General features: G+C 68.7%; 26 protein-coding genes and 1 pseudogene. 8 read left to right on the top strand and 19 right to left on the bottom strand.

Annotation, left to right across the window (positions count from 1 at the left end):
• Nucleotides 1-384: 384 nt before the first annotated feature.
• The 5 genes from AB0I51_RS04010 to AB0I51_RS03990 all read left to right on the top strand — a co-directional run bounded on the left by AB0I51_RS04010 (nt 385) and on the right by AB0I51_RS03990 (nt 4,606).
• Nucleotides 385-1,923, top strand: a complete 1,539-nt coding sequence (locus AB0I51_RS04010) for a transcriptional regulator (RefSeq protein WP_362971087.1) — start codon at nt 385-387, stop codon at nt 1,921-1,923.
• Nucleotides 1,905-2,489 (top strand): helix-turn-helix domain-containing protein, encoded by a 585-nt coding sequence (locus AB0I51_RS04005; protein WP_362971085.1) that lies wholly within the window; start codon nt 1,905-1,907, stop codon nt 2,487-2,489. Before AB0I51_RS04010 ends, AB0I51_RS04005 begins: the two co-directional genes overlap by 19 nt.
• A gap of 181 nt (nt 2,490-2,670) precedes the next feature.
• A complete protein-coding gene (locus tag AB0I51_RS04000; protein WP_362971083.1) occupies nt 2,671-3,387 on the top strand; it encodes a ParA family protein in 717 nt (238 codons plus the stop codon).
• Nucleotides 3,384-4,157: a hypothetical protein gene (locus AB0I51_RS03995; RefSeq protein ID WP_362971081.1), complete on the top strand. Its 774-nt coding sequence runs from the start codon at nt 3,384-3,386 to the stop codon at nt 4,155-4,157. Before AB0I51_RS04000 ends, AB0I51_RS03995 begins: the two co-directional genes overlap by 4 nt.
• Before the next feature lie 122 nt (nt 4,158-4,279).
• Nucleotides 4,280-4,606, top strand: coding sequence for a hypothetical protein (locus AB0I51_RS03990; protein ID WP_362971079.1), 327 nt, complete (start codon nt 4,280-4,282; stop codon nt 4,604-4,606).
• 63 nt (nt 4,607-4,669) lie between these two features.
• Here the strand turns inward: AB0I51_RS03990 and AB0I51_RS03985 are convergent, their stop codons facing one another.
• A complete protein-coding gene (locus AB0I51_RS03985) occupies nt 4,670-5,644 on the bottom strand; it encodes an ImmA/IrrE family metallo-endopeptidase (RefSeq protein WP_362971077.1) in 975 nt (324 codons plus the stop codon).
• 264 nt (nt 5,645-5,908) lie between these two features.
• Between AB0I51_RS03985 and AB0I51_RS03980 the strand changes: the two genes are divergently transcribed.
• Complete coding sequence (locus AB0I51_RS03980; RefSeq protein WP_362971150.1) at nt 5,909-6,373, top strand: DUF3060 domain-containing protein; 465 nt, start codon at nt 5,909-5,911, stop codon at nt 6,371-6,373.
• A 159-nt stretch (nt 6,374-6,532) separates the two neighbouring features.
• Nucleotides 6,533-7,486 (top strand): hypothetical protein, encoded by a 954-nt coding sequence (locus AB0I51_RS03975; RefSeq protein ID WP_362971075.1) that lies wholly within the window; start codon nt 6,533-6,535, stop codon nt 7,484-7,486.
• Nucleotides 7,487-7,489: 3 nt separating this feature from the next.
• Here AB0I51_RS03975 and AB0I51_RS03970 read toward each other — a convergent pair whose 3' ends face one another.
• The 3 genes from AB0I51_RS03970 to AB0I51_RS03960 all read right to left on the bottom strand — a co-directional run bounded on the left by AB0I51_RS03970 (nt 7,490) and on the right by AB0I51_RS03960 (nt 10,596).
• Nucleotides 7,490-9,832, bottom strand: a complete 2,343-nt coding sequence (locus AB0I51_RS03970; protein WP_362971073.1) for a SpoIIE family protein phosphatase — start codon at nt 9,830-9,832, stop codon at nt 7,490-7,492.
• 151 nt (nt 9,833-9,983) lie between these two features.
• The gene (locus AB0I51_RS03965) at nt 9,984-10,229 is read right to left on the bottom strand and encodes a hypothetical protein (RefSeq protein ID WP_362971071.1); all 246 of its coding nucleotides are present in this window, start codon (nt 10,227-10,229) and stop codon (nt 9,984-9,986) included.
• A gap of 109 nt (nt 10,230-10,338) precedes the next feature.
• On the bottom strand, nt 10,339-10,596 hold the full coding sequence (locus AB0I51_RS03960; protein ID WP_362971069.1) for a hypothetical protein: 258 nt from the start codon (nt 10,594-10,596) through the stop codon (nt 10,339-10,341).
• 12 nt (nt 10,597-10,608) lie between these two features.
• Between AB0I51_RS03960 and AB0I51_RS03955 the strand changes: the two are divergent.
• Nucleotides 10,609-10,716: pseudogene (locus AB0I51_RS03955) on the top strand (electron transfer flavoprotein subunit alpha/FixB family protein); the annotation flags it as partial.
• Nucleotides 10,717-10,932: 216 nt separating this feature from the next.
• On the opposite strand, the gene AB0I51_RS03950 reads toward AB0I51_RS03955, so the two are convergent.
• From AB0I51_RS03950 to AB0I51_RS03880, 15 genes are all read right to left on the bottom strand, one after another.
• A complete protein-coding gene (locus AB0I51_RS03950) occupies nt 10,933-11,547 on the bottom strand; it encodes an MBL fold metallo-hydrolase (RefSeq protein WP_362971067.1) in 615 nt (204 codons plus the stop codon).
• A complete protein-coding gene (locus tag AB0I51_RS03945; protein WP_362971065.1) occupies nt 11,547-12,632 on the bottom strand; it encodes an S-(hydroxymethyl)mycothiol dehydrogenase in 1,086 nt (361 codons plus the stop codon). The genes AB0I51_RS03950 and AB0I51_RS03945 overlap by 1 nt, the downstream gene beginning before the upstream one ends.
• Before the next feature lie 187 nt (nt 12,633-12,819).
• Complete coding sequence (locus AB0I51_RS03940) at nt 12,820-13,467, bottom strand: CoA transferase subunit B (protein WP_362971063.1); 648 nt, start codon at nt 13,465-13,467, stop codon at nt 12,820-12,822.
• Nucleotides 13,467-14,222: a CoA transferase subunit A gene (locus AB0I51_RS03935; protein ID WP_362971061.1), complete on the bottom strand. Its 756-nt coding sequence runs from the start codon at nt 14,220-14,222 to the stop codon at nt 13,467-13,469. Before AB0I51_RS03935 ends, AB0I51_RS03940 begins: the two co-directional genes overlap by 1 nt.
• A gap of 41 nt (nt 14,223-14,263) precedes the next feature.
• A complete protein-coding gene (locus tag AB0I51_RS03930; RefSeq protein WP_362971059.1) occupies nt 14,264-14,557 on the bottom strand; it encodes a hypothetical protein in 294 nt (97 codons plus the stop codon).
• A gap of 133 nt (nt 14,558-14,690) precedes the next feature.
• On the bottom strand, nt 14,691-14,828 hold the full coding sequence (locus tag AB0I51_RS03925; RefSeq protein WP_362971057.1) for an SDR family NAD(P)-dependent oxidoreductase: 138 nt from the start codon (nt 14,826-14,828) through the stop codon (nt 14,691-14,693).
• A 26-nt stretch (nt 14,829-14,854) separates the two neighbouring features.
• Nucleotides 14,855-15,982: an N-methyl-L-tryptophan oxidase gene (gene solA, locus AB0I51_RS03920; RefSeq protein WP_362971055.1), complete on the bottom strand. Its 1,128-nt coding sequence runs from the start codon at nt 15,980-15,982 to the stop codon at nt 14,855-14,857.
• Complete coding sequence (locus tag AB0I51_RS03915; RefSeq protein WP_362971053.1) at nt 15,979-17,151, bottom strand: saccharopine dehydrogenase NADP-binding domain-containing protein; 1,173 nt, start codon at nt 17,149-17,151, stop codon at nt 15,979-15,981. Before AB0I51_RS03915 ends, solA begins: the two co-directional genes overlap by 4 nt.
• Nucleotides 17,151-17,810 (bottom strand): TetR/AcrR family transcriptional regulator, encoded by a 660-nt coding sequence (locus AB0I51_RS03910; protein ID WP_362971051.1) that lies wholly within the window; start codon nt 17,808-17,810, stop codon nt 17,151-17,153. Before AB0I51_RS03910 ends, AB0I51_RS03915 begins: the two co-directional genes overlap by 1 nt.
• The gene (locus AB0I51_RS03905) at nt 17,807-19,402 is read right to left on the bottom strand and encodes a long-chain-fatty-acid--CoA ligase (RefSeq protein ID WP_362971049.1); all 1,596 of its coding nucleotides are present in this window, start codon (nt 19,400-19,402) and stop codon (nt 17,807-17,809) included. The genes AB0I51_RS03910 and AB0I51_RS03905 overlap by 4 nt, the downstream gene beginning before the upstream one ends.
• A 41-nt stretch (nt 19,403-19,443) precedes the next feature.
• On the bottom strand, nt 19,444-20,190 hold the full coding sequence (locus AB0I51_RS03900) for a glucose 1-dehydrogenase (RefSeq protein ID WP_362971047.1): 747 nt from the start codon (nt 20,188-20,190) through the stop codon (nt 19,444-19,446).
• A gap of 89 nt (nt 20,191-20,279) precedes the next feature.
• Nucleotides 20,280-21,326, bottom strand: coding sequence for a 3-keto-5-aminohexanoate cleavage protein (locus AB0I51_RS03895; protein WP_362971045.1), 1,047 nt, complete (start codon nt 21,324-21,326; stop codon nt 20,280-20,282).
• A 98-nt stretch (nt 21,327-21,424) separates the two neighbouring features.
• Nucleotides 21,425-22,714, bottom strand: coding sequence for an NAD(P)/FAD-dependent oxidoreductase (locus AB0I51_RS03890; RefSeq protein ID WP_362971043.1), 1,290 nt, complete (start codon nt 22,712-22,714; stop codon nt 21,425-21,427).
• 31 nt (nt 22,715-22,745) lie between these two features.
• Nucleotides 22,746-24,185, bottom strand: coding sequence for an aldehyde dehydrogenase family protein (locus AB0I51_RS03885; RefSeq protein ID WP_362971041.1), 1,440 nt, complete (start codon nt 24,183-24,185; stop codon nt 22,746-22,748).
• Between the two features lie 89 nt (nt 24,186-24,274).
• The gene (locus AB0I51_RS03880; protein WP_362971039.1) at nt 24,275-25,792 is read right to left on the bottom strand and encodes an APC family permease; all 1,518 of its coding nucleotides are present in this window, start codon (nt 25,790-25,792) and stop codon (nt 24,275-24,277) included.
• Nucleotides 25,793-25,887: the final 95 nt, after the last annotated feature.

Raw genomic sequence — 25,887 nt, 5'->3', positions numbered from 1 at the left:
CCGTCCGCTGCCTGCCCCTACCCCAGGGCGATCATGCCCCGCACACGAAGAAGCCCCTGCTCATCGAACAGGGACTCCCTTTGCCACAACGCACTCAGAGGAAACCACTCTGATTCGACCCCGATTCGAACCGAGCTGCTCGGAGCCAATCAGAGGCAATCGCCCTCTGTTTTGGTCCGGGTCGGCCCAGGTCAGACGGCGTTGATCAGGCTGTGAACCCGCTGACAGGACTCGGAGTCGACCTCGGTCGAGCCGCGATGGGGACGCCTGCCTTCAGTACCGGGGCCAGGCATACGAATGCCTCCAGGATGGCCATCCTGGAGGCATCGCTGGCACCGATTGGAGGTCGGTACCGGACACCACCCGTGGTTTTAGCGGGCCTGGGTGGTGTCTCTGTCCTTGCGGGACGGCTCCACAGTGCCACACAGCGCCTACCAGACAGGTTCTCTCCGACGGCCATTTCACCCAGGCGAGCGACTGGGTCTTCACCAGCTGCCTACGGCTGCAGCCGATCTCATCCTGCTCGGGGATCTCACCGGCCGCTACGCGGCAGGCAGTTACAGCAAGCTCGCCTCCGACGGCCAGAACGTGGTCCTGCGCGGGAACCGTCAGGGCGCGGCCGAGCACGGGCACCGGATCACGGCGGCCATCGCCTGCCACGTCGCTCGCGCCGGCGGCACCGTCGACCAGCTGACCCAGCTCTTGCTGCACCCCGATCACGAAGGCGGGCGGCACGCCCGAAGCATCGCGCTGCGCTCCGGGCAATCACGTGCCCTGGCGTACATCGGCCGGGTATGGGCCAGCGCCTCGGCCGCGGTCAGCAGCACGACGGTGCTGGATTCGCGGCACCACGCGTACGAGGTGCTTGCCGCGCTGCGCGACCGCATCGAGACGACGCCCTGGCGTGGGGAACGTGGGCGGACCGCGGTGCGGGTCCTGCGGGCGCATCTGAACTTCGCCGAGATCGCGGGCGGTCCCCTGCACCACGCCAGCGAGCGGCAGACCGCTGAGGAAGCGGGGATATCCCGCACGACCCTCCGGGTCGTTTACGAGACCGTCCTCAAACCGCAGGGCTGGCTGCGGCGTCTGCGCGTCGGCCACGGCCGCGAAGGCTCGACCTGGTATCTCGCCGAGGGCAACGCTGGCCGCCACAGCATCCCCGTAGCGCAATCTCGTTTCCGGACCACTCAGTACCCCCCCGACCTGGCACTTGAGGAGTGGCCCACCCCTGAGACGGGCACGAGAGCCGACCTCGACTCCACCGTCATCGGCCGGCTGATGGGCCACGACGCCTTCGCCCACCGTGGTCTCGGCAGCGCCGCACTGGTGATCATCGGTGCACTGCACGCCCGTGCGGCGCAGACGGTCGCCGAGCTTGTCGGCTCGTCCTCCGTCTCCCGCGCCACCCTCTACCGCACCTTGCGGCGCCTGGCCGACCACGGTCTCGTCACCCACAGCGGTGAGACCTGGAGCCTGGCACCTCATGCTCTGGAGGGCTTCGGTGACCACCCTCTTAAGGCTGCGGCCGAAGAGATCGCCGAGCCGGCCCACGGCTGGGACTCAGTCGCGACGCGGCACGGGACCGCGGGCGTCGCGTCCCGGCGCAAGGCGGTGCACGCCGCCGAGCGCGCGGCGTACCAACGGGCGCTGGAGCGGCTATCGGAGCACCGCAGCAAGGCCGTTGTGATCGTCCGCGACAGGCGCCAGGTCGTGGTTCCCGCGCCACGTCCCGACGAGGTTCCCACCACGTGGCACGCCCCGGACGGCTGTGTCCTCGATCCGGTCACCGGCAGTGCCGCTCCCGACTGGCGGATCGCCACCGATGGACGGCTGATCCTCATCACTCCTGCCGACCAGCGCAGTTACGACGAGCTGGCCGCCGCCCATGCCGAAGCCCGCAGTGAATGGGAGTCCGCAGCGTGAAATCACCCCCTCCGCCCACGACCGGTCACAGTGATCAGGTCACCGCGCAAGCCCTGCGTGAACAGTACGAGTCCGGTGCCACGGTCGACGAACTCGTAGCGAACAGTGGCCTGTCGTACGGCACGGTCCTCAACCGTCTGCGCGAGGCCGGGACCGTGATGCGCACCTCGTGGCAGACGCGCAGGATGCGCGACGGACAAGCCCGCCGCAACCTCGCGGCCCGTCTACGCCGCCTCTACGAGCAACAGGGCGCCACGCTCACGGAATTGGCCGTAGCTGGATCCGTGACACGACGTGCCGCTCGGCGGCTGCTGATCGAGGCCGGGGGCACACCCCGCACCACCCAGCAGACACTCCGCATCCGCTCCGCAGCCAATACCGCACGGCGAACGAAGCTCGCGCTGTCGCTACGGGCGCGGTACGAGGCCGGCGCCACCGTGCCGGACCTCGCCGAGGAGTGCAACTACTCCATCGCCACCGTCTACCGGCTCCTGCACCAGGCGGGTACCCACATGCGGCCCAAGCACAACCACGGCCCTGCCCGCACCCCGAGGAAGCGGTCATGAACGCCCCCACAGGTGCCCACCTCCGGGTCCGACAGATCAGCGGACCGAGGGCGAGCCATCCCGGATCCAGCTCCACAGCACGAGCTCCTCCTCCGTCCGCGCGCACCCGCCTCCGGCGTCGGCCTTCTCTCCGATGCACGCAACCCAACGCACCTTTCCCGATTCAGGAGATCAAGCACACGTGAGTGAAAACACCCGTACCAAGACTCTGACCGCGGCCACAGCGAGCGCCTGGAACGCCTTCGTCATCGTCGTCGGCATGCTCAAGGGCGGCACCGGCAAGACCACCTCCGCCTGGTTCATCGCCCTCTACTACGCCGTCGTCCTCGACCTGCCGACGCTGCTGCTGGACGCGGACGCCACCAGCCAGTCCGCCTACGACTGGTTCAAGGTCGCCCAGGCCGCCGGCTTCGAGATCCCCACCAACCTGGTCGTCGAGCGGTACCCGTTCGACGACATCGCCGAGTACATCCGGGCCAAGCGTGCCGAGTTCGGCGCGATCGTGGTCGACGCCGGCGGCGGCAGCGCCCGCATCTTCCACGAGGCTGTCACCGAGGCGAACCTGCTGCTCGTCCCCGTCGCCCCCACCAAGATCGAGCGCCGCAAGCTCGTCGCCACCTTCGACGAGGCCGAGCGCGCCGCCGCCCGCAACACCCACGACGTCACCGCCCATGTGGTCATGGTCAAGGCCGACGACCGCACCAGCCTGCCCATCCGGGCCAAGGAGCAGCTGCTGGAGCCCGCCGAAGGCGAGGGCATCGGCCCGGACCGCGACGAGGCATTCCCGCTCGCCGAGACCACCATCCACTCCTGGGTCCACTACATGGAGGCCTTCGGCGAGATCCCGACCGAACTGAGCGAGTACGCCGACCTGATGAAGGAGCTGACCCAGGCATGAGCGAGAAGAACGACAGGCCGAGGCCCCCGGCCCGCCGCACCGCCGGTCGCGCCCTGGGCGGGGCCAAGAAGACGGCCCCGCCGCCCCCTCCCCCGGCCGCCGAACTCACGCCTGAGCAGTTCGCCGCCGACCAGGCCGCTGCACGGGGCGAAGTGGTTGCCGCTGGCACACCCCGGGTTCAGCACACTCCTGCGGCCGCTGCCTTCGAGGCACCGGCTCAGGATCTGACAGAAACCGTCGAGACTGCCGAGGCGGGTCAGGAGTCAGCCGACGGGCTGGCCGAGCGGCAGCCGCTACCGGTGGCCTCGGCTCCCCAGTCTGGAGCGCTTGGGAGCCAGCCCAATCAGCCAGCCGAACTCGATGGTCAGCACAGCCCGTCCCACGCCACGTCCGCGGTTTCTGGCACGGCACCGACCGCCGAGGTGGCCATCCGTACGGCGGTCACTCCAGCGGCGGCCAGTACGGCGTTCCCGTTCAGGCCCGACGGTCCTACGCCCCACCAGGCACAGGCCGCTCAACCACAGGAGGCGCCCAGTGAGGGGGCACCCTACGCCCCCGGTCCTGGCCGTCCGGAGAACATCCCCGAAGCCGCCGCCGTCCTCAATCAGCGCATCATCACGCGCGAGAGCCTCGACTCGTCGGTTCCCGCTGCGCTGAAGCTGAAGAAGCGGATCAAACGCTTCGCGCTGGACAACGAACTCGACCACCTGCCTATCGGCGACATCGTCTCCGTCGCGCTGGACGAGTGGCTCACCGCACGCGGGTTTTGAGCCCGACTGCAGTACGCGAGGCGGCCGCTCCCATGTCGGGGTGCGGCCGCCCCTGCCGACTATTCCAATAGCCCAGTAGGCGGATAGCTATCCGCCTAGCCAGACCGACCGGAGCAGCTCTCGTGCCTGATCGCTCCCCCTATGCCGCCCGACTACGTGAAATCGCCGACGCCCTCGACGCCGAGTTCCAGCCGCGAGACGACGTCCTCGCGCCGCACGCCGACACCATGGCCGTCATCAGCAACCGTCACACAAAACGCGGACAGCTCAACTACGCCGTCCCCGAGGTCCTCCAGTTCCAGCGCCGCATCCGTCGCTGCAACGCCGACACCGACATCCCTCACGGCGACATCGTCGCGCTCGCCCTCGACGGCTGGCTGCGCGCCAAGGGCTATCCGCCCGATTCGAAGGACGAGAGACGAAAGGGGCTGGACAGCAGTGGACAGTGACGATCAGATCGTTCCAACTGTGTTTCGCAGAGGACTGATGTCACTATGCGCGGTTTCGGCCAGTTAGGGCCGCCGTCTGTGTTCCAGCAAGGAGACCACTCGCCCGCCCACCTGCTGGCGGCTGTCTGGCGACGGCGCCGGGGTAGGCGATTCACTGTCCGGCGTCCGGGCCGTCACCGTGCGGAACAGCTCCGTCGGCATGCGGCACTGGGTCACCAGGTGAGACTCGTCGATGCCTTCTTGCGTCAGCAACTCCACAGCTCTTGGCAAGAGAGACGGCTGCTCGATAGCGCTGATCAAGCCCGGCTCGTTCCGGCGCCAACCACGGGCTGAAATGGTCGTCATGGCGTTGCGGTAGGACGTGTCGCTGAGTCGGCCGAGCCATCGCGCACGGTACAGAAGTGCCTGGATGCTGACGCCCCACTGCTCTTTGAGCCGGGCCAGTGTCTGCCAGGCGGTGCCGCCCATGGCGGCAGGAAGCAGGTCTCGGATCTGGTCGGCCGGCATGAGCAACTCGGCGGCGAAGCGGTGGGCTTGGGCCTCAACGATGCGCCCGCCGGGCTCTGCGTCGCTGTGCATCATCAGGTGTCCCAGCTCATGCGCGACGTCGAAGCGCTGCCGATAGTAGTCCCGCTTGATTGGGTTGAGGACGACCACAGGACGCAGTTTGCTGTCGAACGAGTGGGCGTCGACCGACGCGGTCTGCGAGGGGCTGAAGACCACGAGCACGCCGTGGTTCTCCAGCATCCTGACGATGCGTCCGGCAGGTCCGTCCCCCATCGCCCACTCCTGGCGGAGGAGTTGAGCGGCACGTTCCGGGCCGTCGCCGTCTGGGTCGTCCACTGGCACGGGATAGCTGGGAACGGCAGGATCCGGGAACTCGACGTGTCGTTCAAGGCTGTTCGTGATGTCCACGGCGAGCTGGCCGTAGGCGTAGGCCTGGTCTCGGGCCAGCTGGCTGGTGGAGCGGAGCGAGCGGAAGTGCGGTGCCGTGCAGAGGGCGGCGACGTCCTCTCCCTGTAGCTCTGCTCGATCCACGGCCGCAGGCCGTAGAGGCGCACGATCTCGGCCAGGTCAGCCGGCGGATGCGGGCCGGTGGCGGCGTGGGGTGCGTCGGGGTGGGGCAGGTTGGTGGCCAGGTACCAGGTGGCCTTCTCCGGCAGGGCGGCCGGATCGGTGGTGGCCACGATCAGCCGGCAGGGCGAGTCGGGGCCGTAGCCGGCCAGGCGGGCATCAGCACCACCAGGTCTCTGTGCCGACAACGCGTCGGAGCCGACTCCTGCCGCGAGCGCCGGGTCGGCGATACGTAGCCCCGGCGCGGCGCGTACCGATAGCGGCACCGGTTCGCACGCCGCCGGTTCGACGAGCGATCCGGACTCAACCTCAGCCGCCGCCACCGGCGGTGCCACGTCACTCACCATCAGCAGCAGTTACAGCAGGCGGGCCACCGACTGCACAGGGCACGACGTCGTCATCGAAGGCCAGGCGAACACCATCGGGCTCACCGGAACGTGTGGAACGGTCATCATCGGCGGCCGGTTCAACACCGTCACCGTGGAGGCAGCCGACAACCTCAGGATCACGGGCGACTCCAGCACGGTGATCGCGCAGACCGTGGGCGCCATCCGGTCGGACGGCGCCGTCTTCGACACGGTGCGCTGGGTCAGCGGGACCGACGGCAAGGAGCCCACCGTCTCCGGTAACGGCAGGGCCTGCACCGTGGCCAAGATCAGCGGACAGGAGTACGAGAACCGCATCAGGCCCTGACATGGTCAGGGCACACGGCCGACGGGCCGCGGCGCACACTCGACGAAGTCCGCCGCGGCCACCAGCGCTCTGGCCGAACCGGCTGGCCGAGGCATCGGTTCGGCATCTGAATGTGATCGGGAAGGTTCCGGATGGCTGACAAGGATTAGCCTCCCTTCCATGTCACTGCTCGGTCGTCGCAAAGCGGTTCCCCGTCTCACCCCAGAACTGGACGACAGCGATCTCGGCCAGGTGTGCCGGCGTCTCGCGGAGCGCGGCGTCGGCAACCCCCGTTCACTGGCGGTGGCCGTCATCGAGCAGCTGCTGGACAGCACCGGACAGGACTGGGACCGCCGATGCCACCGGCTCATGGTGCTGGCCGAGGCGTCCCTGCCGGGCGTACATCGCCTGTGGATGGACCGGCGGCCGGACCATCCGGACGCACTGACGCTCTTCGCCTGGGGCGTCATGTCCCGCGGCCGCCTCACCCCTCCGGCACCGGACGAGTCCCGACTGGCCTGGCACGCGTGCCTCGAGGCAGCCCGGCTGCGGCCGACTGACCCCTGTCCGTGGATCGTACGGCTCGGTCTGCTGAGGCAGGCGCGTCGCCCCAACGAAGAGGTGTTCCCGCTCTGGAGAGAGATCACGGCGCGCGATCCGTGGAACCGGGAGGCCCATCTCCAGATGTTCGGCTATCTGTCCCCAGGGGAGTGCGGTTCGCGTGGGCAGGTACTGGACTTCGTCGACAAGGTGCGCGCCACCGCGCCCGGGTCGGCTCCCACAGCGGCACTGCCCCTGTGGTCCCTGGTCGAGCGCTACCACGCCACATTGGAGCAAGGAGCCATCGGGGCACTCAACGCGGTGCGCCTCTGGGAACACAGGGAGGCAACCCAGGTGCTGGACACTGCGACCGCCACCTGGCACCGGCCGGGCCACCTGACGCATGCCGCTCTTCTCACCGACCTCAACCTCCTCGCCTACACCCTGTGTGAGGCCAAGAAGTGGGCGCTGGCAGCGGACGTGTTCGCGGCCGTACGTGGCAGGGTGACGCTCTTTCCCTGGGCCAGAGGAGGCGGGGATCCCGTGTCGGCGTTCACCTCCGCGCAGCAACGGGCAGACGGGGCCGCACGGTGACGGTCATGCGGTCGAGTCGAGTGTGATCTCCGCCCAGATCGTCTTGCCCTCGCGGGTGTAGCGCGTGCCCCACCGGTCAGTGCACTGGGCCACCAGGAACAGTCCGCGGCCGCCCTCGTCGTCGTTGGCCGCGCGCCGAAGGTACGGCGATGTATGGGCTCCGTCGCTGACTTCGCAGATCAGAGTTCTGCTCTGGTCCCGAAGCATCCTGAAAGCGATCGGTTCACTGCCGTAGCGGATGGCGTTCGTCACCAACTCGCTCACCACCAGTTCGGTGACGAAGGCCATCTCGCCCAGTCCCCACTGCTCCAGCTGAACCCGGGCCTGTTCCCGCGCGCCCGCGACAGCTGAGGGATCGCGGGCCACTGACCAACTCGCCGTGTTCTCGGCAGGCAGCGCCTGCACACGGACGAGCAGCAGGGTCACATCGTCGTCGGCCGACCGTGCGGAGCCCGGCGCGGTGATCCCGTCGCACAGGGCGTCGAGATCCTGCCCGGGGTCGGCAAGAGCGCGGCGCAGGCTGGCCGTGCCGCTGTCCATGTCCTCGTCCCGGTACCCGATCAGTCCGTCGGTGTAGAGCGCCAGCACGCTCCCTTCAGGCAGGTGGACCTCGGCACACTCGAAGGGCAGACCGCCGATGCCGAGCGGTGGCCCCGCCGACAGGTCGAGCAGTTCCGGCGGCCGACCGGGCATGGCGACGACGGGGGCCGGGTGGCCCGCACTCGCGACCGTACAGATGCCGGTGACGGGGTCGAAGACGGCGTAGAGACAGGTCGCACCGAGTGCCTGGTCCTCCGGAGTGTCGTTGCTCGCTCGATGAATGCCCACGCGGGTCTGTCCGACCAGGTCATCGACCCTGGCGAGGAGTTCGTCGGGAGCCAGGTCCAATGCGGCGAGGGCGCGGACGGTGGTACGCAGTCGCCCCATGGTGGCCGCCGCGTTGAGGCCGTGGCCCACCACGTCTCCCACGACGAGGCCCACCCTCGCCCCGGAGAGGGGGATGACGTCGTACCAGTCGCCTCCGACCCCGAGCGGCCCGGTGGTGGGCACATACCTGTGAGCGACTTCGACGGCTGTGGGCTGCGACAGGGCTTGGGGCAGGAGGCTGCGTTGCAGGGTCAGAGCCGTGGCGCGCTCGAGCGCGTATCGGTGGGCATTGTCGATGTAGACGGCCGCGCGGGAAAGCACTTCCTCCGCCAGCGTGATGTCCTGAGCGGTGAAGGGGTACCGGGGCATCGCGCGGGTGAAGGTCACCGAGCCGAGGACCGCGTCCCGGGCGACGAGGGGCAGGACGATGCGGCGAAGGCCGTCGGTCTGGGCCGTGAGGAGCCACCCGAGTCTCGGCCTGGAGTCGGGAACCGGCTGTGCGCCGAGATCGACGACCCGCCGCAGGGACGCACCGCCACCCTCAGGTATGGGTGAGGTGCGATCGTCGGCCATCACATGTTCTGCGAGGTCGACTGCCACGGCGTCCGCGAAGTCGGGCACAGCCACCGACGCCAGGTCCTGCGCCGTGCTCACGACGTCGAGATTGGTGCCGATCCGGCTGGCACGGCCGAGCAGCTCGAGGCGCAGATGCGTTTCGTAGCGGTTCGTGATATCGAAGGCGGACTCGCACACTCCCAGAGGACTTCCGTCCGTGTCGGACAGCCGGAAGTACGAGCAGGACCATATCCGTTGGTGGCTCGGGTCGGCCGGTGTGGAGCTGCCGTAGAGCAGGTCGAACACGGGCTCGCCGGTGTGCAGCACCTCGGCGATGACGCTTTCAAGGTCGCCGCTCTGCTCCGGCGAGAGAAATCCGCCCTGCGGGAGGATTTCACGGGTGTAGCGGCCCACGCACTCGCTGCGAGTGAGGCCCAGCTGCTCCTGAAGCACGTCGTTGATCCATCGGACCCGCATGTCGGGCCCGTAGACGGTCAGCGCGATGGGCGACTGGGTGGACAGCCCTTGCAGCATGGACTGGTCGGTCGACCACAGGTGCGCCCGGTCGGCCGCGGCAGCCAGTATGACGCTCGCTGCCCCGGTGGCCTGTTGTTCCAGAGGACAGCCTTGTAGGACAACGCTGACCGAGGTCCCGTCCGCGCGGCGCACCTTGCGGGTCTCGGACCACGGGCGGTTCGGTGGGTGCGTCGTGAGGAACGAGAGCGACGGCCGATTCTCGGCGTCTTGGAGGATCTTGTGCAGCGGCCGTCCGAAGACATCTCCGGCAGAGGAACCGAAGAGGGTCTCGGCCGCACGATTCCATCCGATCACCATCCCCTGTGTGTCGATCACGATGGTGGCTGCTGTCACCGGGTCGAAGGGGGATGCCTGACCGGTCTCCATCGACGGCCGCATCGTAGTCATCAGGGTGTGCAAGGAGGATCCGATACGGAGATCATAGCGCCGGAGCCCTGACGGGGCAGGGCATGGCAGACCTGGGGGCGAGCCCGGCCCTGTCAGTGGGCGGGCCGGACTCGCTGCCGGGAACACCGAGGTGCCCCGGGTGGTAAGTCCGTCACAGGTCCTGCCGCCCGATTCGCGCGTACACCGCCGGCTTGGTCCGCCGGTGCACGAGGGCCGCCACGATACCGAGCGCAGCAAGGCCACAGGCGACGGCGAGCAGAATGTTCGCGCTGGTCTCCGATCCTCCGATCAGCACATCGAGGATGCCGTCCACACTGAGGTCGTACAGGTAGCGCATGGTCACGTTGTGGGTGGACAGATCGGCCGCGAAAATGCTCGTGCAGAGCAGGACGCTCACGATGTCACGGCCGTCTTGCCGCCGAAGATCTCAAGGCTGTGGGTGAAGGAGCCGGTCGGATCCGTGGCAGTCGCCTGCACGACCTGGTCGGGGCCGTATGCCTAGATCTTCACCCAGATGAGGACGAAGTAGCACAGAACAGGGCCAGGAACGACGCACCCAGACCTATCGGCCGGCCGGGCCCGGCGGTGATGTACGCGTAGAAGGCACCGGGATCGGGCAGGCGGCGGCCCATCGCGGGAAAGCCCACTGCGAAGAGACCGAGGATGACGCCAGCGGCCGCCGGTGCTCCCGGCTCGTTGCCGAAGCCGATGACCACCGGAATGAATCCCACCAACGTGGCCAGGGGCGCATCGAAGGCCAGCACGGTGAAGACCAGGTCGCCAAGGACACGGAGGCCCCAACCTCCGGCCTTGTCGACTACGGCGCCATCGGCGACCTGTTCGACGTCGTCCCGCAGCTCACCGAGGAGATCACGGCCCGCGAGGACCGACCCAGCCAGGCCGCTCCGCTGCCAGGTGACATGGCCCCGCTGCCACCTGTCCGAGGAAGCGGGCGGCTTGATACAGATCGTGGATCAAGGCCCCGGGGCCGGTCCAAGGGGGGCCGGATCGTCCTGATGCCGGCGCACCGGGGTGTCCCCACCCCGTCTTGGGGGACGGGGGCTACGCATGCCCATGATGGTGTCCGGGGCCCGCCCGGATCACCGGAGGCGCTGTGCCTCTGCGGTGATGGTCGTCGTTTCGCCGTGGCCGGTTCTGACGACCGTCCGAGGCGGGAGGGTGAAGAGTCGCTCCCGGATGGAGGCGACGAGGGCGGGGCGGTCCGAGAACGACCGGCCAGTCGCGCCCGGGCCGCCGTGGAAGAGCGTGTCTCCGGTGAAAACGGTGGCAAGGGCCGGGGCGTACAGGCAGGTCCCGCCGGGGGTGTGGCCGGGAGTGTGCAGGCTGCGCAGTTCGATGTCGGCGATCGCCAGGAGTCTGCCGTCGGTGAGTTCGGTGTCAGGGACGCGGTCGGGGTGGGTCTGCCTCCACAGGAAAAGGTCGTCCGGGTGGAGCAGGATCGGAGCGCCGGTACGGTCCGCGAGGGCGGGGGCGGCGTCGATGTGGTCGTTGTGGGCGTGGGTGCAGACGATCGCCTTCAGCCGGCGTCCGGCGATGGTCTGCTCGATGGCGTCGGCGTCGTGGGCGGGGTCGATGACGATCACCTCGCGGTCGTCGCCCACGAGCCAGACGTTGTTGTCCACCGCCCAGACACCGCCGTCCAGAGCGAAGACACCGCTGGTGACCAGCAGCTCGATCCGGGCCGCAGCGGACATCAGAAGGTCACCACGGAGCGCAGGACGTCACCCTGGCGCATCCGCTCGAAGGCTGCCTCCACACCGTCGAGGGGGATGGTCTCGGTGACGAAGGCGTCCAGGTCCAGCCGGCCCTGCAGGTAGAGGTCGATCAGCATCGGGAAGTCGCGCGAGGGCAGGCAGTCGCCGTACCAGCTCGACTTCAGCGATCCCCCGCGGCCGAACACGTCCAGCAGCGGCAGTTCCAGCCTCGTGTCCGGGCCGGGGACTCCGACGAGTACGACGGTGCCGGCCAAGTCACGTGCGTAGAAGGCCTGTTCGTAGGTCTCGGGGCGTCCTACGGCGTCGATGACGACGTCCGCGCCGAAGCCTCCCGTCAGCTCTCTGACGGCCGCCACCGGTTCGGTGTCGCGCGAGTTGACGGCGTGGGTGGCGCCGAGGCGGCGGGCGGTGGCGAGCTTGCGGTCGTCGATGTCGACGGCGATGATCCTGGCCGCGCCGGCGAGATGGGCGCCCATGACGGCCGCAGCGCCGACACCTCCGCAGCCGATCACCGCCACGGTGTCCCCGCGGCCCACGTCCCCGGTGTTGATCGCGGCCCCGAGTCCGGCCATCACACCGCATCCCAGCAGTCCGGCGATCGCCGGTGCCGCCTTGGGGTCGACCTTCGTGCACTGGCCCGCGGCGACCAGGGTCTTCTCCGCGAACGCCCCGATACCCAGGGCCGGCGAAAGTACCGTGCCGTCGAGGAGGGTCATCTTCTGCCCGGCGTTGTGCGTGTTGAAGCAGTACCAGGGGCGGCCTCGGGTGCAGGCCCGGCACTGTCCGCACACCGCACGCCAGTTGAGGATCACGAAGTCCCCGGGAGTGACATCGGTGACCCCCTCGCCGACCGCCTCCACGACGCCGGCGGCCTCATGCCCGAGCAGGAACGGGAACTCGTCGGCGATTCCGCCCTCGCGGTAGTGCAGGTCGGTGTGGCACACCCCGCACGCCTGCACCCGGACCACCGCCTCTCCCGGTCCGGGGTCGGGAACCAGCAGCGTTTCCAGCCTCACCGGAGCACCTCTGCCCCCGGCGACCACGCCCTGTACCTTCTGTGCCATCGATCGGCCTTTCCTTGTTCGGTTGAGCAGGTCACAACATTTCAGAAGCACGTCCGAGGGCGAAGTCGTGCCCGCCGGGCGGCAGTTCTACGTCTTCATCAAGACGAGGCCGACGATCACGGAAAGAGAACGTGGCTCTCGACGCGCTCCCTCAGCGCCGGGGCGACGCGATCGATGCAACCGGTCGTCACGTCTGCCTGAGCGCGTCGACGATGATTTCGGTTTCGGTGGTGTTGAGTATGTCGTCGGTGGTGACGTCGGGTGCGAGTTCGCGGAGGGCGACTCCCGCGGGGGTGATGTCGAAGACGCCGAGGTCGGTGACGATGCGGTGGACGCATGCCTTGCCGGTGAGGGGCAGGGTGCACTCGCGCACGATCTTCGGGGTGCCGTCCTTGGCGGTGTGTTCCATGAGGACGATGACCCGGCGGGCGCCGTGGACGAGGTCCATGGCGCCGCCCATGCCCTTGACCATCTTGCCGGGCACGGTCCAGTTGGCCAGATCGCCTGCGGCGGAGACCTGCATGGCGCCGAGGATCGCGGTGTCGATGTGACCGCCGCGGATCATGCCGAAGGAGAGGGCGGAGTCGAAGAGGGATGCGCCGGGCAGGACCGTGACGGTCTCCTTGCCCGCGTTGATGAGGTCGGGGTCGATGTCGTCGTCGGTGGGGTAGGGGCCAGTGCCAAGGATGCCGTTCTCGGAGTGCAGGACGACGTGGATGCCGGGCGGGAGGTGGCCGGGGATGAGGGTGGGCAGGCCGATGCCGAGGTTGACGTAGGAGCCGTCGGTCAGTTCGGCGGCGGCTCGGGCGGCCATCTGGTCTCGGTTCCAGGGCATCAGAAACGTACCGTCCTCTTCTCGATGAGTTTGTCGGCGGCCTGCTCGGGTGTGAGCGGCACGACCTGCTGGACGAACACGCCGGGCAGGTGGATCTCGTCGGGGTCGAGCGTTCCGGGCTCGACGAGTTCCTCGACCTCGGCCACGGTGATGCGGCCGGCCATGGCGGCGAGCGGGTTGAAGTTGCGGGCAGAGCGGTGGAAGACGAGGTTGCCGTGCCGGTCGCCCTTGACCGCCCGCACGAGAGCGAAGTCCGTGGTGATGGCCGTCTCCAGGATGTGCTCGCGGCCCTGGAAGGTGCGCCGTTCCTTGGGCGGAGACGCCACGGCGACCCTCCCGTCGGCGTCGAAGCGCCAGGGCAGACCGCCCTCGGCCACCTGGGTGCCCACACCTGCCGGGGTGTAGAAGGCGGGGATCCCGCAGCCGCCCGCGCGCAGCCGTTCGGCGAGCGTCCCCTGCGGGATGAGCTCCACCTCCAGTTCTCCGGCGAGGTACTGGCGGGCGAACTCCTTGTTCTCCCCGACGTAGCTGCCGATGACCCGGGCGATACGCCGGGCGGTGATCAGGCTGCCGAGCCCGGCACCGTCGACACCGCAGTTGTTCGACACGACATGGAGACCGCAAGCCCCTTGCTCGTAGAGGGCTTCGATGAGGACCGAGGGGATACCGCACAGCCCGAAACCGCCCACCGCGAGCGAGGCCGCGTGCGGTATGTCCGCGACAGCCTCCCGCGCACTCGCACAAACCTTGTCCAAGAGACCCACATTCCTTTCCGACCAAGGTATGAAGTTGACTCTCAGCCGCCCTGGCCTGCCTCGACGTGGCCCGGTGGCACCGCCGTCAAGCACGTAGAGCAGCCCTCGAAGATCCGGTCGGCCATCGGCGTCTCGACGAAGCCCGGGCAGACCGCGGTTGCGCGCACACCCTGCCGACCGTGGTCGAGTGCCGGACAGCGGATCAGCCCCAGGTCGTCGGCATGCCGACTCTCCGGCGAACTCAAGTACGCGATCACGGCCGCCACATCGTCCGGGACGGCGAACCGCCCACGCGGGCTCTTGGCGGCAACGCGCTCCTGGATTTTCTTGCGCATCACCCGGTCGAGCAGTCGAGAGCCATCGGGCGGACCAGCCCCAGCGCGCGGCGTGTTCGGCAGCGGCGTAGGCCGGCCCTGAGCCCCGCAGCGTGCCGCTTCCGAGGCGACGGCCACGAAGGCGCCGCGCGGACTACGCGCCGAGTGCGGCAACGAGCGATCTCAACGCGTCACCGTCGATGTCGAGCAATGCCGACGACGCTCCACGTTGGGCATACCGGTGCGCTGCCGCGCTTCCGATGCCTGACCCGGCCCCGGTGATGAGTGCCACTCGGCTCCCCGAGAGGTGCGTGGCGCTCAGGCCCGGGACGGGAGGAAGCGCTCAGGTGAGAAGTGCTGCAGGTCCGGGCGGTCGACGCTGGTGGTCAGGTCGGCCAGGGCCTCGCCGATGAACGTGGCGAACTTGAACCCGCGCCCCGAGCAGCCGGCGCCCACGACCACCGCCGGAGCATCGGGATGGCGGGTCAGGACGAAGTGCCGGTCCGGTGTGTTGGTGTACTTGCAGGTCGTCACCTGCAGCGGCTCTGCCGGGAAGTGGGGCAGCCGGTCGGCCACGTAGGCCTTGAGGATCGCCTTCTCCTCGTCGGTGACGGTGGTGGGCAGTTCGTCGGTCGGGCCGGTCAGGCCGCCATGGTGGAGGGCGAGTTTGAAGGTGTCGCCCTGCTCGGGCAGGCCGTAGAAGGCTTCGGTGTGCGTCGAGGGCAGGCTGAACATGGCGAGGGGGCCCGGGACGTCCCGCACGTCGTACACCGCGATGACCTGCCGCTCCGCCACGAGGGGGATCTCCAGCTTCAGGTGGTGCGGGGCCCAGGAGCCCAGGGTCAGGACCAGACGGTCGGCGGTGAACGTACCGTCGGTAGTGGTGACGACCACCCCGTCGCCGGTCTGTGACCAGTCCTTCATGGCCTGGCCGAGGACGATGTCCGCACCGTAGCGGCGTGCGAGGTCGGTGTGCGCGATGATGGCCCGTTCGGGGTGGAGCCGTCCGGTGCCCGGCTCGTGGATGACGCTCTCGCCGTCCTTGATCCGCAGCCAGGGAAACCGCTCGCGGGCCTCGTCGACGCCCAGCATCTCGTACGGGATGTCGGTACCCCGGTAGCTTTCGAGGGCGCCCCAGATCATCTCGTCGTCGGACGGCGCGGCGTAGACGCCGCCCACCGTGGTGAGGACGTCGGCTCCCGTCTCGGCTTCCAGCTCGTGCCACAGTTCGTACGCGCGCCGCATCATCGGGGTGTAGAAGGCGCCTTCGGGGCTGGCCATCCGGATGGCCCGGCCGTTGCCGTGGTGGGAACCGTGGACGTGGGGCGGGGTGAACTGGTCGATGCCGAGGACGGACAGGCCCCGGCCGGCCAGGTGACTCAGTGTCGCGCTTCCCCAGGCTCCGAGTCCGACGACGATCGCGTCGTAGTGTCGTTTGTGGGTCATCGTGCCTCCTGCAGTGTGGTGTGTTCGTCGGACTGGGCGATGAGGTCGCGGATGCGGGCCGGTTCTGTCTCGACGCCGTCCAGGGTGCGGGCGACGCTCAGTCCTCCCCCGCCCGCGGAGACGAGCCGCAGAGCGGTGAAGAAATCCTTGGGCGACAGCAGCTCGGGGGCGATGACGCCGGGGCCGGGCAGCTTGCCGTCGAGCGCCACCAGAACACCCGCGGCCGCGGGCACCCCGGTCGCGTCCTCCTGGGTGGTGGTGGCGCCGGAGGAGTACCGGTAGCCCTCGGCACCGACCCGCACGTCGACGACGAGGCCGGAACCCAGCCGGGTGTGGATCGTCTTGCGCGCCGCGAACCCGTCGAACAACTGGGACAGGGCCTTGCCGTCGATCGCGCGGTCCGGGTGCTCCGGGAGCCGGGCCAGCAGCCAGCCGAGCATGGTGTGGTCGACGGGGATGAGGCCTCCGCGGTTGTGCGCGCGGGTGACCCGGGTGAAACGGGGCAGCGTGAAGATCTCGGGGTGGCTGAGTGTCACCACGGTCTGCGGGCCGATGGGCTCGGGGAAGACGACCGTACGGGGCTGGAGCCCGTCCCAGTCCGGCATGGTGCCTGCACCGGGGATCGCCGTGCGGAAGGAGTGGACGAAGTGGGGTACGACGGCCCCGGACATGTCGTGGCAGTCCACCACCCAGTTGATCTCGACGTCGGCGTCGCCGTCCGGGAGGTTGTCGAGCGCCAGGCGGACCAGGATGTTCGTGGTGCCGGGAGCGGAGCCCATGCCGATCAGCGCGGTGATGCCGGCAGCCTTGGCCTCCGCGTCGAGTTCTAGCAGCGCTTCGGTGGCGTCGGCGTCGTCGCAGATGTCGAGGTAGTCGGTGCCGGCGTCGAGGGCGGCGCGCAGGACGGCGTCACCGAGCAGGAAGTACGGGCCGGTGCAGTTGACGACGAGGTCGGCCTCGGTGCACAGCTCGCGCAGGCGGTTGTTCTCGGTGAGGATGTCGACCTGCTCCCATCGCATGGGCGGGAAGCCGTCTGGCTGTTCTTCTTCCGGGATCTGCCGGTCGGCCCCGACGACGGTCATGGGGGTCCGCGATCGGTGCAGGCCGCGCAGGAGACTGGAGGCCTGCATGCCCGCCGCTCCGACGACCAGGACGGTCGGCTGTGCCATCAACGTTCACCTTCGTTCTGTGTAGGGGGTTCGCAGCGGGCGCCCACCATGCGGGTCGCCATGTCGACGTACTGCCGTACGACGTCGTCCACCGAGAGCGGGCCCGCGGGGTTGTACCAGGTGTGCACGTACTCGCAGAGGGTCAGGACCGCGAAGACCGTCGTGCGTACGTCGAGGAAGGAGAAGGTGCCGGCGTCCCGGCCCGCCTGGAGGATGTCCCGGAGTTCGTCCACGTACGACCGCTGCAGGGCGACCAGGGTTTCCCGGTGCCGCTTCGGGAGATCGGCGGTGAGCCGGCGCAGCCCGACGGTGTGGGCGTAGAGGCCCGCCTCGTCCCGTCGTTCCAGCTGGAAGCGGATGTGCGCCGCCACGGTTTCGCGGAACTTTTCCAGTGGCTCGCTGGAGTGAACGGCTTCCCGCACCGCCGTCAGGAAGTCCTCCAGCATCTTCTCGATGGCCGCGAGGTAGATCTCGTCCTTCGACTTGAAGTGCCAGTAGAGAGCGGGCGTGGAGAGACCGACGTGCTGGGCGATGGCCTTCAGGCTCGTGCCGTCGTAGCCGCCCTGCGCGAAGAGGGTCTGTGCCGAGCGCAGGATGCGCTCCTTGCTCTGGTTGACCTCAACGTCGACGTCGTCGGCAGGTAGTCGGATAGTGGTCACGTGGCGGCTCCGGTCGTATCCGGGAGGTCTGGGCCGGGCAGGCGCAGCGCCTTCTTGTCGAGCTTTCCGACACTTGTCTTGGGCACCTCTGGCACCACGGTCAGGGCGACGGGGAGCCACCACTTGGGCACGTGAGGAGCCAGGAAGTCGCACAGGACGTCGAGTGTGAGATGGTGGCCGGGCCACAGCGCGACAACCGCGCCAGGGCGCTCCCCCCACCGCTCGTCGGGAACCGCGATGACAGCGACCTCCCGGACGGCGGGATGTTCCGCGGCAAGGAACTCCAGTCGGGCGGAAGGGATCCACTCCCCACCGGACTTGATCATGTCCTTGATGCGGTCACGGAGAATGACGTAGCCGTCCGCGGTGACGGACGCGGCATCGCCCGTGCGCAGCCACCCGTCGTCGAACTTCTCGTTTGAGAGGCCCTCGTCGCGGTAGTAGCCCGACGCGGCGTGCGGGCTGCGCAGTTCGATCTCGCCGATGGCCTCGCCGTCCCGGGGCAGCGCACTGCCGTCCTCCGCGACCAGGCGTGCCTCCACGAGCGGGTTGAGTCGGCCGGCCGACAGCCGGTACCGGAGTGGATCGTCCGTGTCACGCGGCGGGCGGGACATCGTCACGCATGGGCTGGTCTCCGTCATCCCCCACCCCTGGATCACCTCGACGCCGTGCCGGGCGAAGCCGTCGACCAGTGGGCGTTGGAGGGCGGAGCCGCCGGAGACGACGAGACGCAGACTGTCCAGGACTCCCGGGTGGGCGTCGGCGTACGCGAGCAGGTCGCCGAGCACGGTGGGGACTCCGGCGGTCATCGTGACCGTGTGCCGGCGGATCAGTTCACCGACCGCACAACCGCTCAGGTCGCGGCCCGGCAGGACGAGGTCCGCTCCGACCAGGGCCGCCGCGTGGGGCAGGCCCCAGGCGTTGGCGTGGAACATGGGGACGATCGGCAGGATCGTCTCCCGCACCGACACACCCATGACATCCGTCATGCACGTGCTGAGCGCGTGCAGCATCGTCGATCGGTGCGAGTAGAGGACGCCCTTCGGGTTACCGGTCGTCCCGGACGTGTAGCAGAGTCCTGAGGCCTGCCGTTCGTCGATCACGGGCGGCTCGGTCTCGTCGGCGTCTGCGAGCGCGTCGCCGAGGGTGAGGTGGTCACCGCAGGAGGCCGACGCGTCCAGCACGAAGACGTGCTCCAGGTCCTTCATCTTGTCGAGGACGGGAAGCACCAGGTCGAGCAGCGGCTGCTGCACGAACAGCGCGCGGGGACCGCCGTGGCCGAGGACGTACTCGATCTGCTCCGCGGTGAAACGCGGGTTGACGGTCTGCAGGACCACGCCGTGGGCCGGAACGCCCAGGAACACGGTCATGTGGTCGATGGTGTTGAAGGCGAGGCTGGCCACGCGGTCACCGGGCGCGATGCCGAGCGAGCGGAGCAGTCCGCCGAGGCGGCGGGCGCGGGCGGCCACCTGGGCATAGGAGACGCGCTCGGCGTCCGGGCCGAAGACCTGGGAGGATCCGGTCACGTCGCGCATGCGCCGGACGAGCCGGTCAAGGGTTAGCGGTGCGTCCTGCATGAGGCCGGTGAGCATGCCGTAGGTCACCTCTTTCTGTGGTCGTGAGTGGGCACGGCTCAGCGCGCCAGGTAGCCGCCGTCGATGACGAGGTCGGAGCCGGTGATGAAGCCGGCGTCGTCGGAGAGCAGGAACAGCACGGCCTTGGACACCTCGACGGGCTCGGCCATGCGGCCCAGGGGGGTGTTGGTGACGTAGCCGTCGGCGTCCACTTCGGCGTCGTTCATGGGGGTGCGCACCATGCCGGGGCACACGCTGTTCACCCGGATACGGTCCGGTGCGTACTTGAGAGCGGCGCTGCGGGTCATCAGGCGGAGGGCGCCCTTGGTCGCCGAGTAGGCGAAGTAGTCGCCGTCGCCGATGAAGCCGAGGATGGAGGAGACGTTCACCACCGATCCGCCGCCCACCGCTCTCAGTTGCGGCACGACCGCACGGATGCCCAGGTAGGCGCCCGTCTGGTTGACGGCGACTGTGGCATTCCACGCGTCGAGGTTCTCGGTCTCCGGGCCGCCGGGGGTGCCGGTGATGCCGGCGTTGTTGATCAGCCCGTCGATGCCGCCCAGTCGCCCGAGGGTGGCGTCGATCGCCGATTTCCAGCTCGACTCGTCGGTGACGTCCAGGTGGGTGTAGTGGACGTCCAGCCCGTCGGCCTGCAGTTCGTCGACGAGTTCCGCTCCCTCCGTGTCCAGGACGTCTCCGATGACGACGGTCGCGCCCTCCTCGGCGAGATGGCGGGCATGGCTTGCTCCCATGCCTCGGGCACCGCCGGTCACGATGAAGCGCTTGCCTCGCACACGACCGCTCATGGTGGTCCTTCCGTTGTTGTTGGCCGGTGCCGGCTGCGCCACGTCCACACGCCGCCGGCACCGGGGTGGCTGGGTGAGGTGTTCGGCCGTCAGCCGAGTGCGGTCAGCGCGTCGCCGTCGCCGTTGAACTCGTGGACCGGCGGCAGGCCCATCAGTGCCCGCGCTTCCTCGGGGGTGGCGATGTCACGGCCGGTCACCTCTGCGATCCTCTGAGCCAGTTGCAGCGCCTCGAGGTTGGAGTTGATGCGGTCGGACCGGTGCGGCCACTTGTAGTAGGTGTCCTCCATGCCCACGCGGATGTGCAGACCCATCAGGGCCGCCTGGGTGGCCAGATGGGTGGAGGCACGCCCGGCGGCGCACACCATGATCACGCCGTCGGGGTCGACATCCCGGATGGAGTTCACGATCCGGGTGAGCCCCTCCATCATCTGGCGGGTGTTGTCCATCGGGCTGCCGCCCGGCAGGGCGGGCAGCACCAGCCAGAAGGCGGGGGTCTCGATCAGGCCGCTGGAGATCAGGAAACGCTTGGCGATCGCCACGTCGGCATCGGTGTAGACGGCGATCTCGGGCACGGAACCGTGCTGGTTGATCAGCCGGGTCTTCTCCATGATGACCGGAGCCGGCTTGGCGAACAGCGAGTCACCGATGTAGGTGGCCGTGGCATTGATCGGCGCCGCGTCGAGGAGCTTGGACTCCATGACCGCCGTCATCTTCTCCCACTCCCCCGCGAGGGCCGGAACCAGGCAGCCGTCGATCGGCATGGTCGGGAATTCCTTGTGCAGCGGCGCGATGACGTCGTGGAAACGCTTCGGCGACAGCACGTTGTAGCCGTTGTCGTCACGGACGTGGATGTGCAGCGCGCTGGCTCCGGCGAGGGCGACCTCCCGGGCGGACTCGCGGATCTCGTCGGGGGTGATCGGCTGTGCGGGGTTCTGCTTGTGCTGGAAGAACGCGCCGGTGATCGCGACGGAGACGATCATCTTCTGCGGGATGTCCCAGGGCTGCGAGACCTCCGCGTCGTGGAAGGACGAGGTCTCCAGGTTCATGATCTCCGGCAGGCCGTACGGCTTCCAGATCATCTTGTGCTGCTCACGGTCCAGTCCGGCATGGACGCGGTTCCAGTCGATGTTCACCATCTGAGGTGGTCTCCTCGTGTCGTTCATGGGGGTGTGGGGGGCCTGTGCGCCCCCGCGGTTCAGTGCTGTGGTCAGTGGTGTGGGGGGGGTGAGTCCGGCTAGGCGCCGAGAATCGGGGCCAGGGCGGAGGCGGCGGAACTGCCCGACTCGATCGCGCCCTCGATCCAGCCGGAGAAGCCGACCGCCACATCGGCGTTCGCGAAGACGAGGCGGCCTTCGGGCTTGCGGCTGTCGGCGGCAAGGCGGGTGATCTGGCCGGGGCGGTACGCGGTCCAGGTGCCGAGCGAGTACGGGTCGCCGTTCCAGTCCTCGCTCCACCATGCGATGACCTCGGCCTCAGGGACGAGCGTCTTGACGGCCCGCTCGACCGAGGCCCGGTCGGTCGGGTCGATCTTGTCGCCCTCCTCGTAGCCGAAGCCCACCATGATCGAGCCCTCGTCGCGCTCGAACTCCGTCGACAGCCACTCCAGGGGCGTGCCCCAGGCGAGGCTCGCGAAGTGGCGGGGCACGCCCCGGGCCTGCACCCAGAGCTTGACGTCACGGCCGGCCAGCCGCTCCTGGGCGAACTGCTGCTTGCCCGCGCTGAGGGCGGGCTCGAAGTCGACGCGCCCCCAGGTGTTGAGCGGTACGGCGACCACGGCGGCCCGCGCGGTGAAGGTCTCCCCCGCCACGGTCGTGACCGTGACCGTGTCGCCGTCCTGCTCGATGCGCGCGACGGGCGACGACAGCCGGACGTCGAGCCCCTCGGCCATGGCGCCGTAGAGGCTGGCCGTACCCTTGGCGAGCTTGATCGTGGGGCCGTTGAACAGGTTCCAGGCGCTGTTGCCACACCCAGCCACCCAGGAGATGACGTGCAGTGCGGAGACGTCGTCCGGGCCGATGCCGAAACACAGGCCGGCGCCGTAGGAGTTGAAGAGCTCCTTGGTCGTGCCCTCGATGCCCTTGTCCTTCAGCCACTGTGAGAAGGGGATGTCGAGGTCTTCCAGCCCCTGCTCCTCGAACGGCTTGCCGAACTCGATCCGCCGTGACTCCTCGATGATCAGCGCCACCGCGCCTTCGAGTTCGGGGATCTCGTCGAAGGGCACGGGGAAGCCGCCCTTGGTGAGGTTGCCCTTGAAGTGCCAGGCGAAGTTCTCCGGCTCCGGACTGGTGGTGTACTCCAGCCCGTACCGGGCGACCTCGCGGGCGACATGGGGCTGGTACCCAGGCACCACCCAGGTCCCGCCCAACTCGACCTTCTGGTCGAGCCCTTCGAGGTAGTCGTAGTGGGTGCGACCGCCGATACGGTCCCGCGCCTCGAGAACCAGCACCGAGCGTCCCGCGTCGCGCTGGTCGCGGGCAGCGGTGAGTCCGGCGAAGCCTGCGCCGATGACGATGACGTCGTACATGTTGTTGCGCCCTTCTGGTCTGGAGTGCGGCTCAGTGGCCGACGTCGAAGGTGATCTGCTTCTGGTTGGTGAACGCCGCCGGCGAGGCGACGCCGAGGATGCGGCCGATGCCGGACTTCTTCATTCCGCCGAAGGGAGCGAGCAGCTCCCAGTGGTTGGTGGTGCCGTTGACGTGCACCGTCCCGCATTCGATGGCCTCGGCCAGCTGCCAGGCGGCCGGGATGGAGGCGGTGAACACGGCGCCCTGAAGGCCGTAGTTGGTCTCGTTGGCGATCTCGATCGCCTCCTCGGTCGAGGAGAACCGCATGATCGGCACGACGGGCCCGAACGTCTCGTCCTGGGCGATGAACATGTCCGAGGTGACATCAGTGATCACCGTCGGCTCGTGGTAGAGGTTGTCGAAACCTCCGCCGAACACGACCTTGGCGCCCTTGGCGACGGCGTCGTCGATGTGCTCCCTGGTCTTGTTGAAGCTTCCCGCGAAGCACATCGGGCCCATGGTCGTGCCCTCGTCGAGCGGGTCGCCGGCGGTCACCCTCTTCGACAACTCCACGACGCGCTCGACGAACGCGTCGTACACCGCGTCGTGGACGAGGACGCGCTCCGTGGCTGTGCAGACCTGGCCGCCGGCGTAGTAGGCCGAGTAGACCGTCGCCTCGGCCGCCGCGTCGAGGTCGGCGTCCTTCAGGACGACGACCGGGCCGTTGCCGCCGAGCTCGAGCAGCAGTTTCTTCACACCCGCCGAACGGGCGATCGCCTCGCCGGTGGCCGTGCTGCCCACGAAGCCGAACATGTCGACGTGCGGGTGGGTGACCAGATGCCCGCCGATGTCGCCCCGGCCCTGCAGGACGTTGACGACGCCGGGAGGGAATGCCTCGGCGAGGACCTCGGCCAGCAGGTGACCGCTGCCGGGCGTGATCTCGCTCGGCTTCCACACGACGGTGTTGCCGCAGGCCAGAGCAGGGCCGAGCAGTTCGCAGGGGATGGCTACAGGGAAGTTCCACGGTGTGGCGAGTCCCACCACGCCGACGGGGACGTTCTGCACCAGGACCCGCTTCGGGTCCTGCGAGTCGGATGACGTGCCCTGGACGAACTGCCCGAGCAGGCGAAGCGCGTCCTCGCCGGCCATCTTCAGATCGTCGACGGCGTACTCGACGTCCTCGTAGGACTCGGCCAGCGTCTTGCCCATCTCCCGGGTGATGAGCCGGGCCAGTTCGTCCCGGCGTTCGTGCAGCAGGTCGCCGGCGCGGTGCAAGGCCTTGGTGCGGGCCAGGGCGGGCGTGGCGGACCAGCTCCGGCGGGCGGCGCGGGCCGCCGCGACGGCCTCGTCGGCCTCGCTGAGGCTCGCGGATCGCACGGAGCTCACGAGTTCGTCGTTGTAGGGGTTGCGGCGGGTGATCTCCTCGCCGCTGCCCTCCCGCCAGGTGCCGCCGACCAGACAGCGGGCGAGGATCGGGGTGTTGTTTCCCATGGGTTGTCTGTCTCCTGTGATGGGTCCTGTCCCCCGCCGGCCCACGGGGGCCGGCGGGGACACGTCTTGTCGCCGTGCGGGCTGACGTGCTAGAGGTCCTGGCGTCCGATCCGCCGGTAGATGTCCGGTTTCTTGCTGCGCAGCACAAGGGCCACGACGACGCCCAAGAGCAGCAGTCCGGCGAAGAGGCCGATGAGGAGGTCGGCCAGACCCTGATCGCCGCCGATCAGCAAGGCCACGTTCTGGGTGGCGAGCACGAAGGCCACCAGCAGGCCGACGCAGGCGAGGGCCGGGGCGACCACCGACTTCCAGACATTGACGTCGTGGTCACGGTCCCTGCGGAAGTACGCGACGACGGATGCGCTGGTGAGGAGCAGGAGCAGGATCAGCGAGTAGCCGCCGATGCCGACGAGTACGGCGTACAGCGTGGCGCCGTCACCCTTGAAGACGACGCAGGCCAGCAGCGACGCGAGGCTGATGACAGTCGTGGCCATGGAGGCACGGTGCGGAGACATCTCCGTTCGGTGCACCACGCTGAGGAATTTCGGGAGAATACGGTCGAAACTGAGCGAATACGTGTAGCGGGTGGAGACGTTGTGGGTGGCGAGGTTCGCCGCGAGGATGCTCGTGCACAGCAGGACGGTGATCACGTCCTGGCCGACCTTGCCGAGGTACTCAAGCGCCGTGGCCAGGGCGGTGCCGGTGGGGTCCGCGGCTGACTTCTGGACGACGTCGCCGACCCCGATGCCGATGATCATGGCCCAGCTGGTGACCGCGTACAGGACCGCGAGCAGGGCCACGGCCAGATAGGTCGCCCGTGGGATGGTCCGCTCGGGGTCCCGCGCCTCCTCACGGAAGATCGCTGTCGCCTCGAAGCCGGAGAAGCACACGACACCGAAGAGCACGGCGAGGCCGATGGACCCGGACATGACGCTAGACGGAAGGAACGACTGGACGTTGACGCCGTGGGCGCCGCCGCGGAAGAACACGACGGTGTCATAGGCCACCATGAGGAGAACCTCGCCGCACATACACGTGGTGAGGATGCGCGCCGACAGCTGGATACGGAAGTAGCCGAGCACGGCGACCGCCACCATCGCCACCGCTGTGTAGAGGTACCAGGGCAGGTCTGGCCCGCCGAACACGTTGTGGACGAGCGCCTGCCAGGAGATGCCGCCGAAGGCGTACCCGCCGATCAGGATGAACAGGTACGACACCAGCGCGACGAAGGCCGCGCCGAGTCCGAGCGGACGGCCGAGCCCGGCCGTGATGTAGGCGTAGAAGGCGCCGGGGTTGGGGAGCCGTCGGCTCATCGCTGCGAAGCCGACGGCGAAGAGGGCGATAAGGGCCCCGCAGCCGAGGTAGGTGACCGGCGTTCCCAGTCCGTTGCCGTAGCCGACGATGACAGTGATGAATCCGACGAACACGGACATGGGTGCGTTGAACGCCAGAACGGTGAAGACGATGTCGAAGGTGCCCATGTGACCGGAGAGACGGGTCTCACCGTCGGCGGACGTCCCGCCCGATGCGGCTTCCGACGTCGTCGCCTCCCGGGTAGCGGCGGCTGGTGGCGTGAAGCCGGCGGCGGCTTCGCTGTCTTGTGCCATAGGGAGCTTCCTCCTCGATGCGGAGAGAGAGGGGAGTGGGCCGGACGGGGCGCCGGCCCGGCAATACGTGCCTGAACAGCGGAGCCGCAGGGGTG

Origin of the sequence: Streptomyces sp. NPDC050549 (genome assembly GCF_040655035.1) — a bacterium.
Lineage (GTDB): Bacteria > Actinomycetota > Actinomycetes > Streptomycetales > Streptomycetaceae > Streptomyces.
This window is presented reverse-complemented; position numbering and strand designations above follow the sequence as displayed.

Bases quoted from the DNA above. Each gene is read 5' to 3' on its own strand.
- AB0I51_RS04005 (WP_362971085.1), top strand. From the start codon at position 1,905: ATGGGAGTCCGCAGCGTGAAATCACCCCCTCCGCCCACGACCGGTCAC.
- AB0I51_RS03995 (WP_362971081.1), top strand. From the start codon at position 3,384: ATGAGCGAGAAGAACGACAGGCCGAGGCCCCCGGCCCGCCGCACCGCC.
- AB0I51_RS03975 (WP_362971075.1), top strand. From the start codon at position 6,533: ATGTCACTGCTCGGTCGTCGCAAAGCGGTTCCCCGTCTCACCCCAGAA.
- AB0I51_RS03970 (WP_362971073.1), bottom strand. From the start codon at position 9,832: ATGACTACGATGCGGCCGTCGATGGAGACCGGTCAGGCATCCCCCTTC.
- AB0I51_RS03950 (WP_362971067.1), bottom strand. From the start codon at position 11,547: ATGTCCGCTGCGGCCCGGATCGAGCTGCTGGTCACCAGCGGTGTCTTC.
- AB0I51_RS03945 (WP_362971065.1), bottom strand. From the start codon at position 12,632: ATGGCACAGAAGGTACAGGGCGTGGTCGCCGGGGGCAGAGGTGCTCCG.
- AB0I51_RS03940 (WP_362971063.1), bottom strand. From the start codon at position 13,467: ATGCCCTGGAACCGAGACCAGATGGCCGCCCGAGCCGCCGCCGAACTG.
- AB0I51_RS03930 (WP_362971059.1), bottom strand. From the start codon at position 14,557: ATGCGCAAGAAAATCCAGGAGCGCGTTGCCGCCAAGAGCCCGCGTGGG.
- solA (WP_362971055.1), bottom strand. From the start codon at position 15,982: ATGACCCACAAACGACACTACGACGCGATCGTCGTCGGACTCGGAGCC.
- AB0I51_RS03915 (WP_362971053.1), bottom strand. From the start codon at position 17,151: ATGGCACAGCCGACCGTCCTGGTCGTCGGAGCGGCGGGCATGCAGGCC.
- AB0I51_RS03905 (WP_362971049.1), bottom strand. From the start codon at position 19,402: ATGCTCACCGGCCTCATGCAGGACGCACCGCTAACCCTTGACCGGCTC.
- AB0I51_RS03900 (WP_362971047.1), bottom strand. From the start codon at position 20,190: ATGAGCGGTCGTGTGCGAGGCAAGCGCTTCATCGTGACCGGCGGTGCC.
- AB0I51_RS03895 (WP_362971045.1), bottom strand. From the start codon at position 21,326: ATGGTGAACATCGACTGGAACCGCGTCCATGCCGGACTGGACCGTGAG.
- AB0I51_RS03890 (WP_362971043.1), bottom strand. From the start codon at position 22,714: ATGTACGACGTCATCGTCATCGGCGCAGGCTTCGCCGGACTCACCGCT.
- AB0I51_RS03885 (WP_362971041.1), bottom strand. From the start codon at position 24,185: ATGGGAAACAACACCCCGATCCTCGCCCGCTGTCTGGTCGGCGGCACC.
- AB0I51_RS03880 (WP_362971039.1), bottom strand. From the start codon at position 25,792: ATGGCACAAGACAGCGAAGCCGCCGCCGGCTTCACGCCACCAGCCGCC.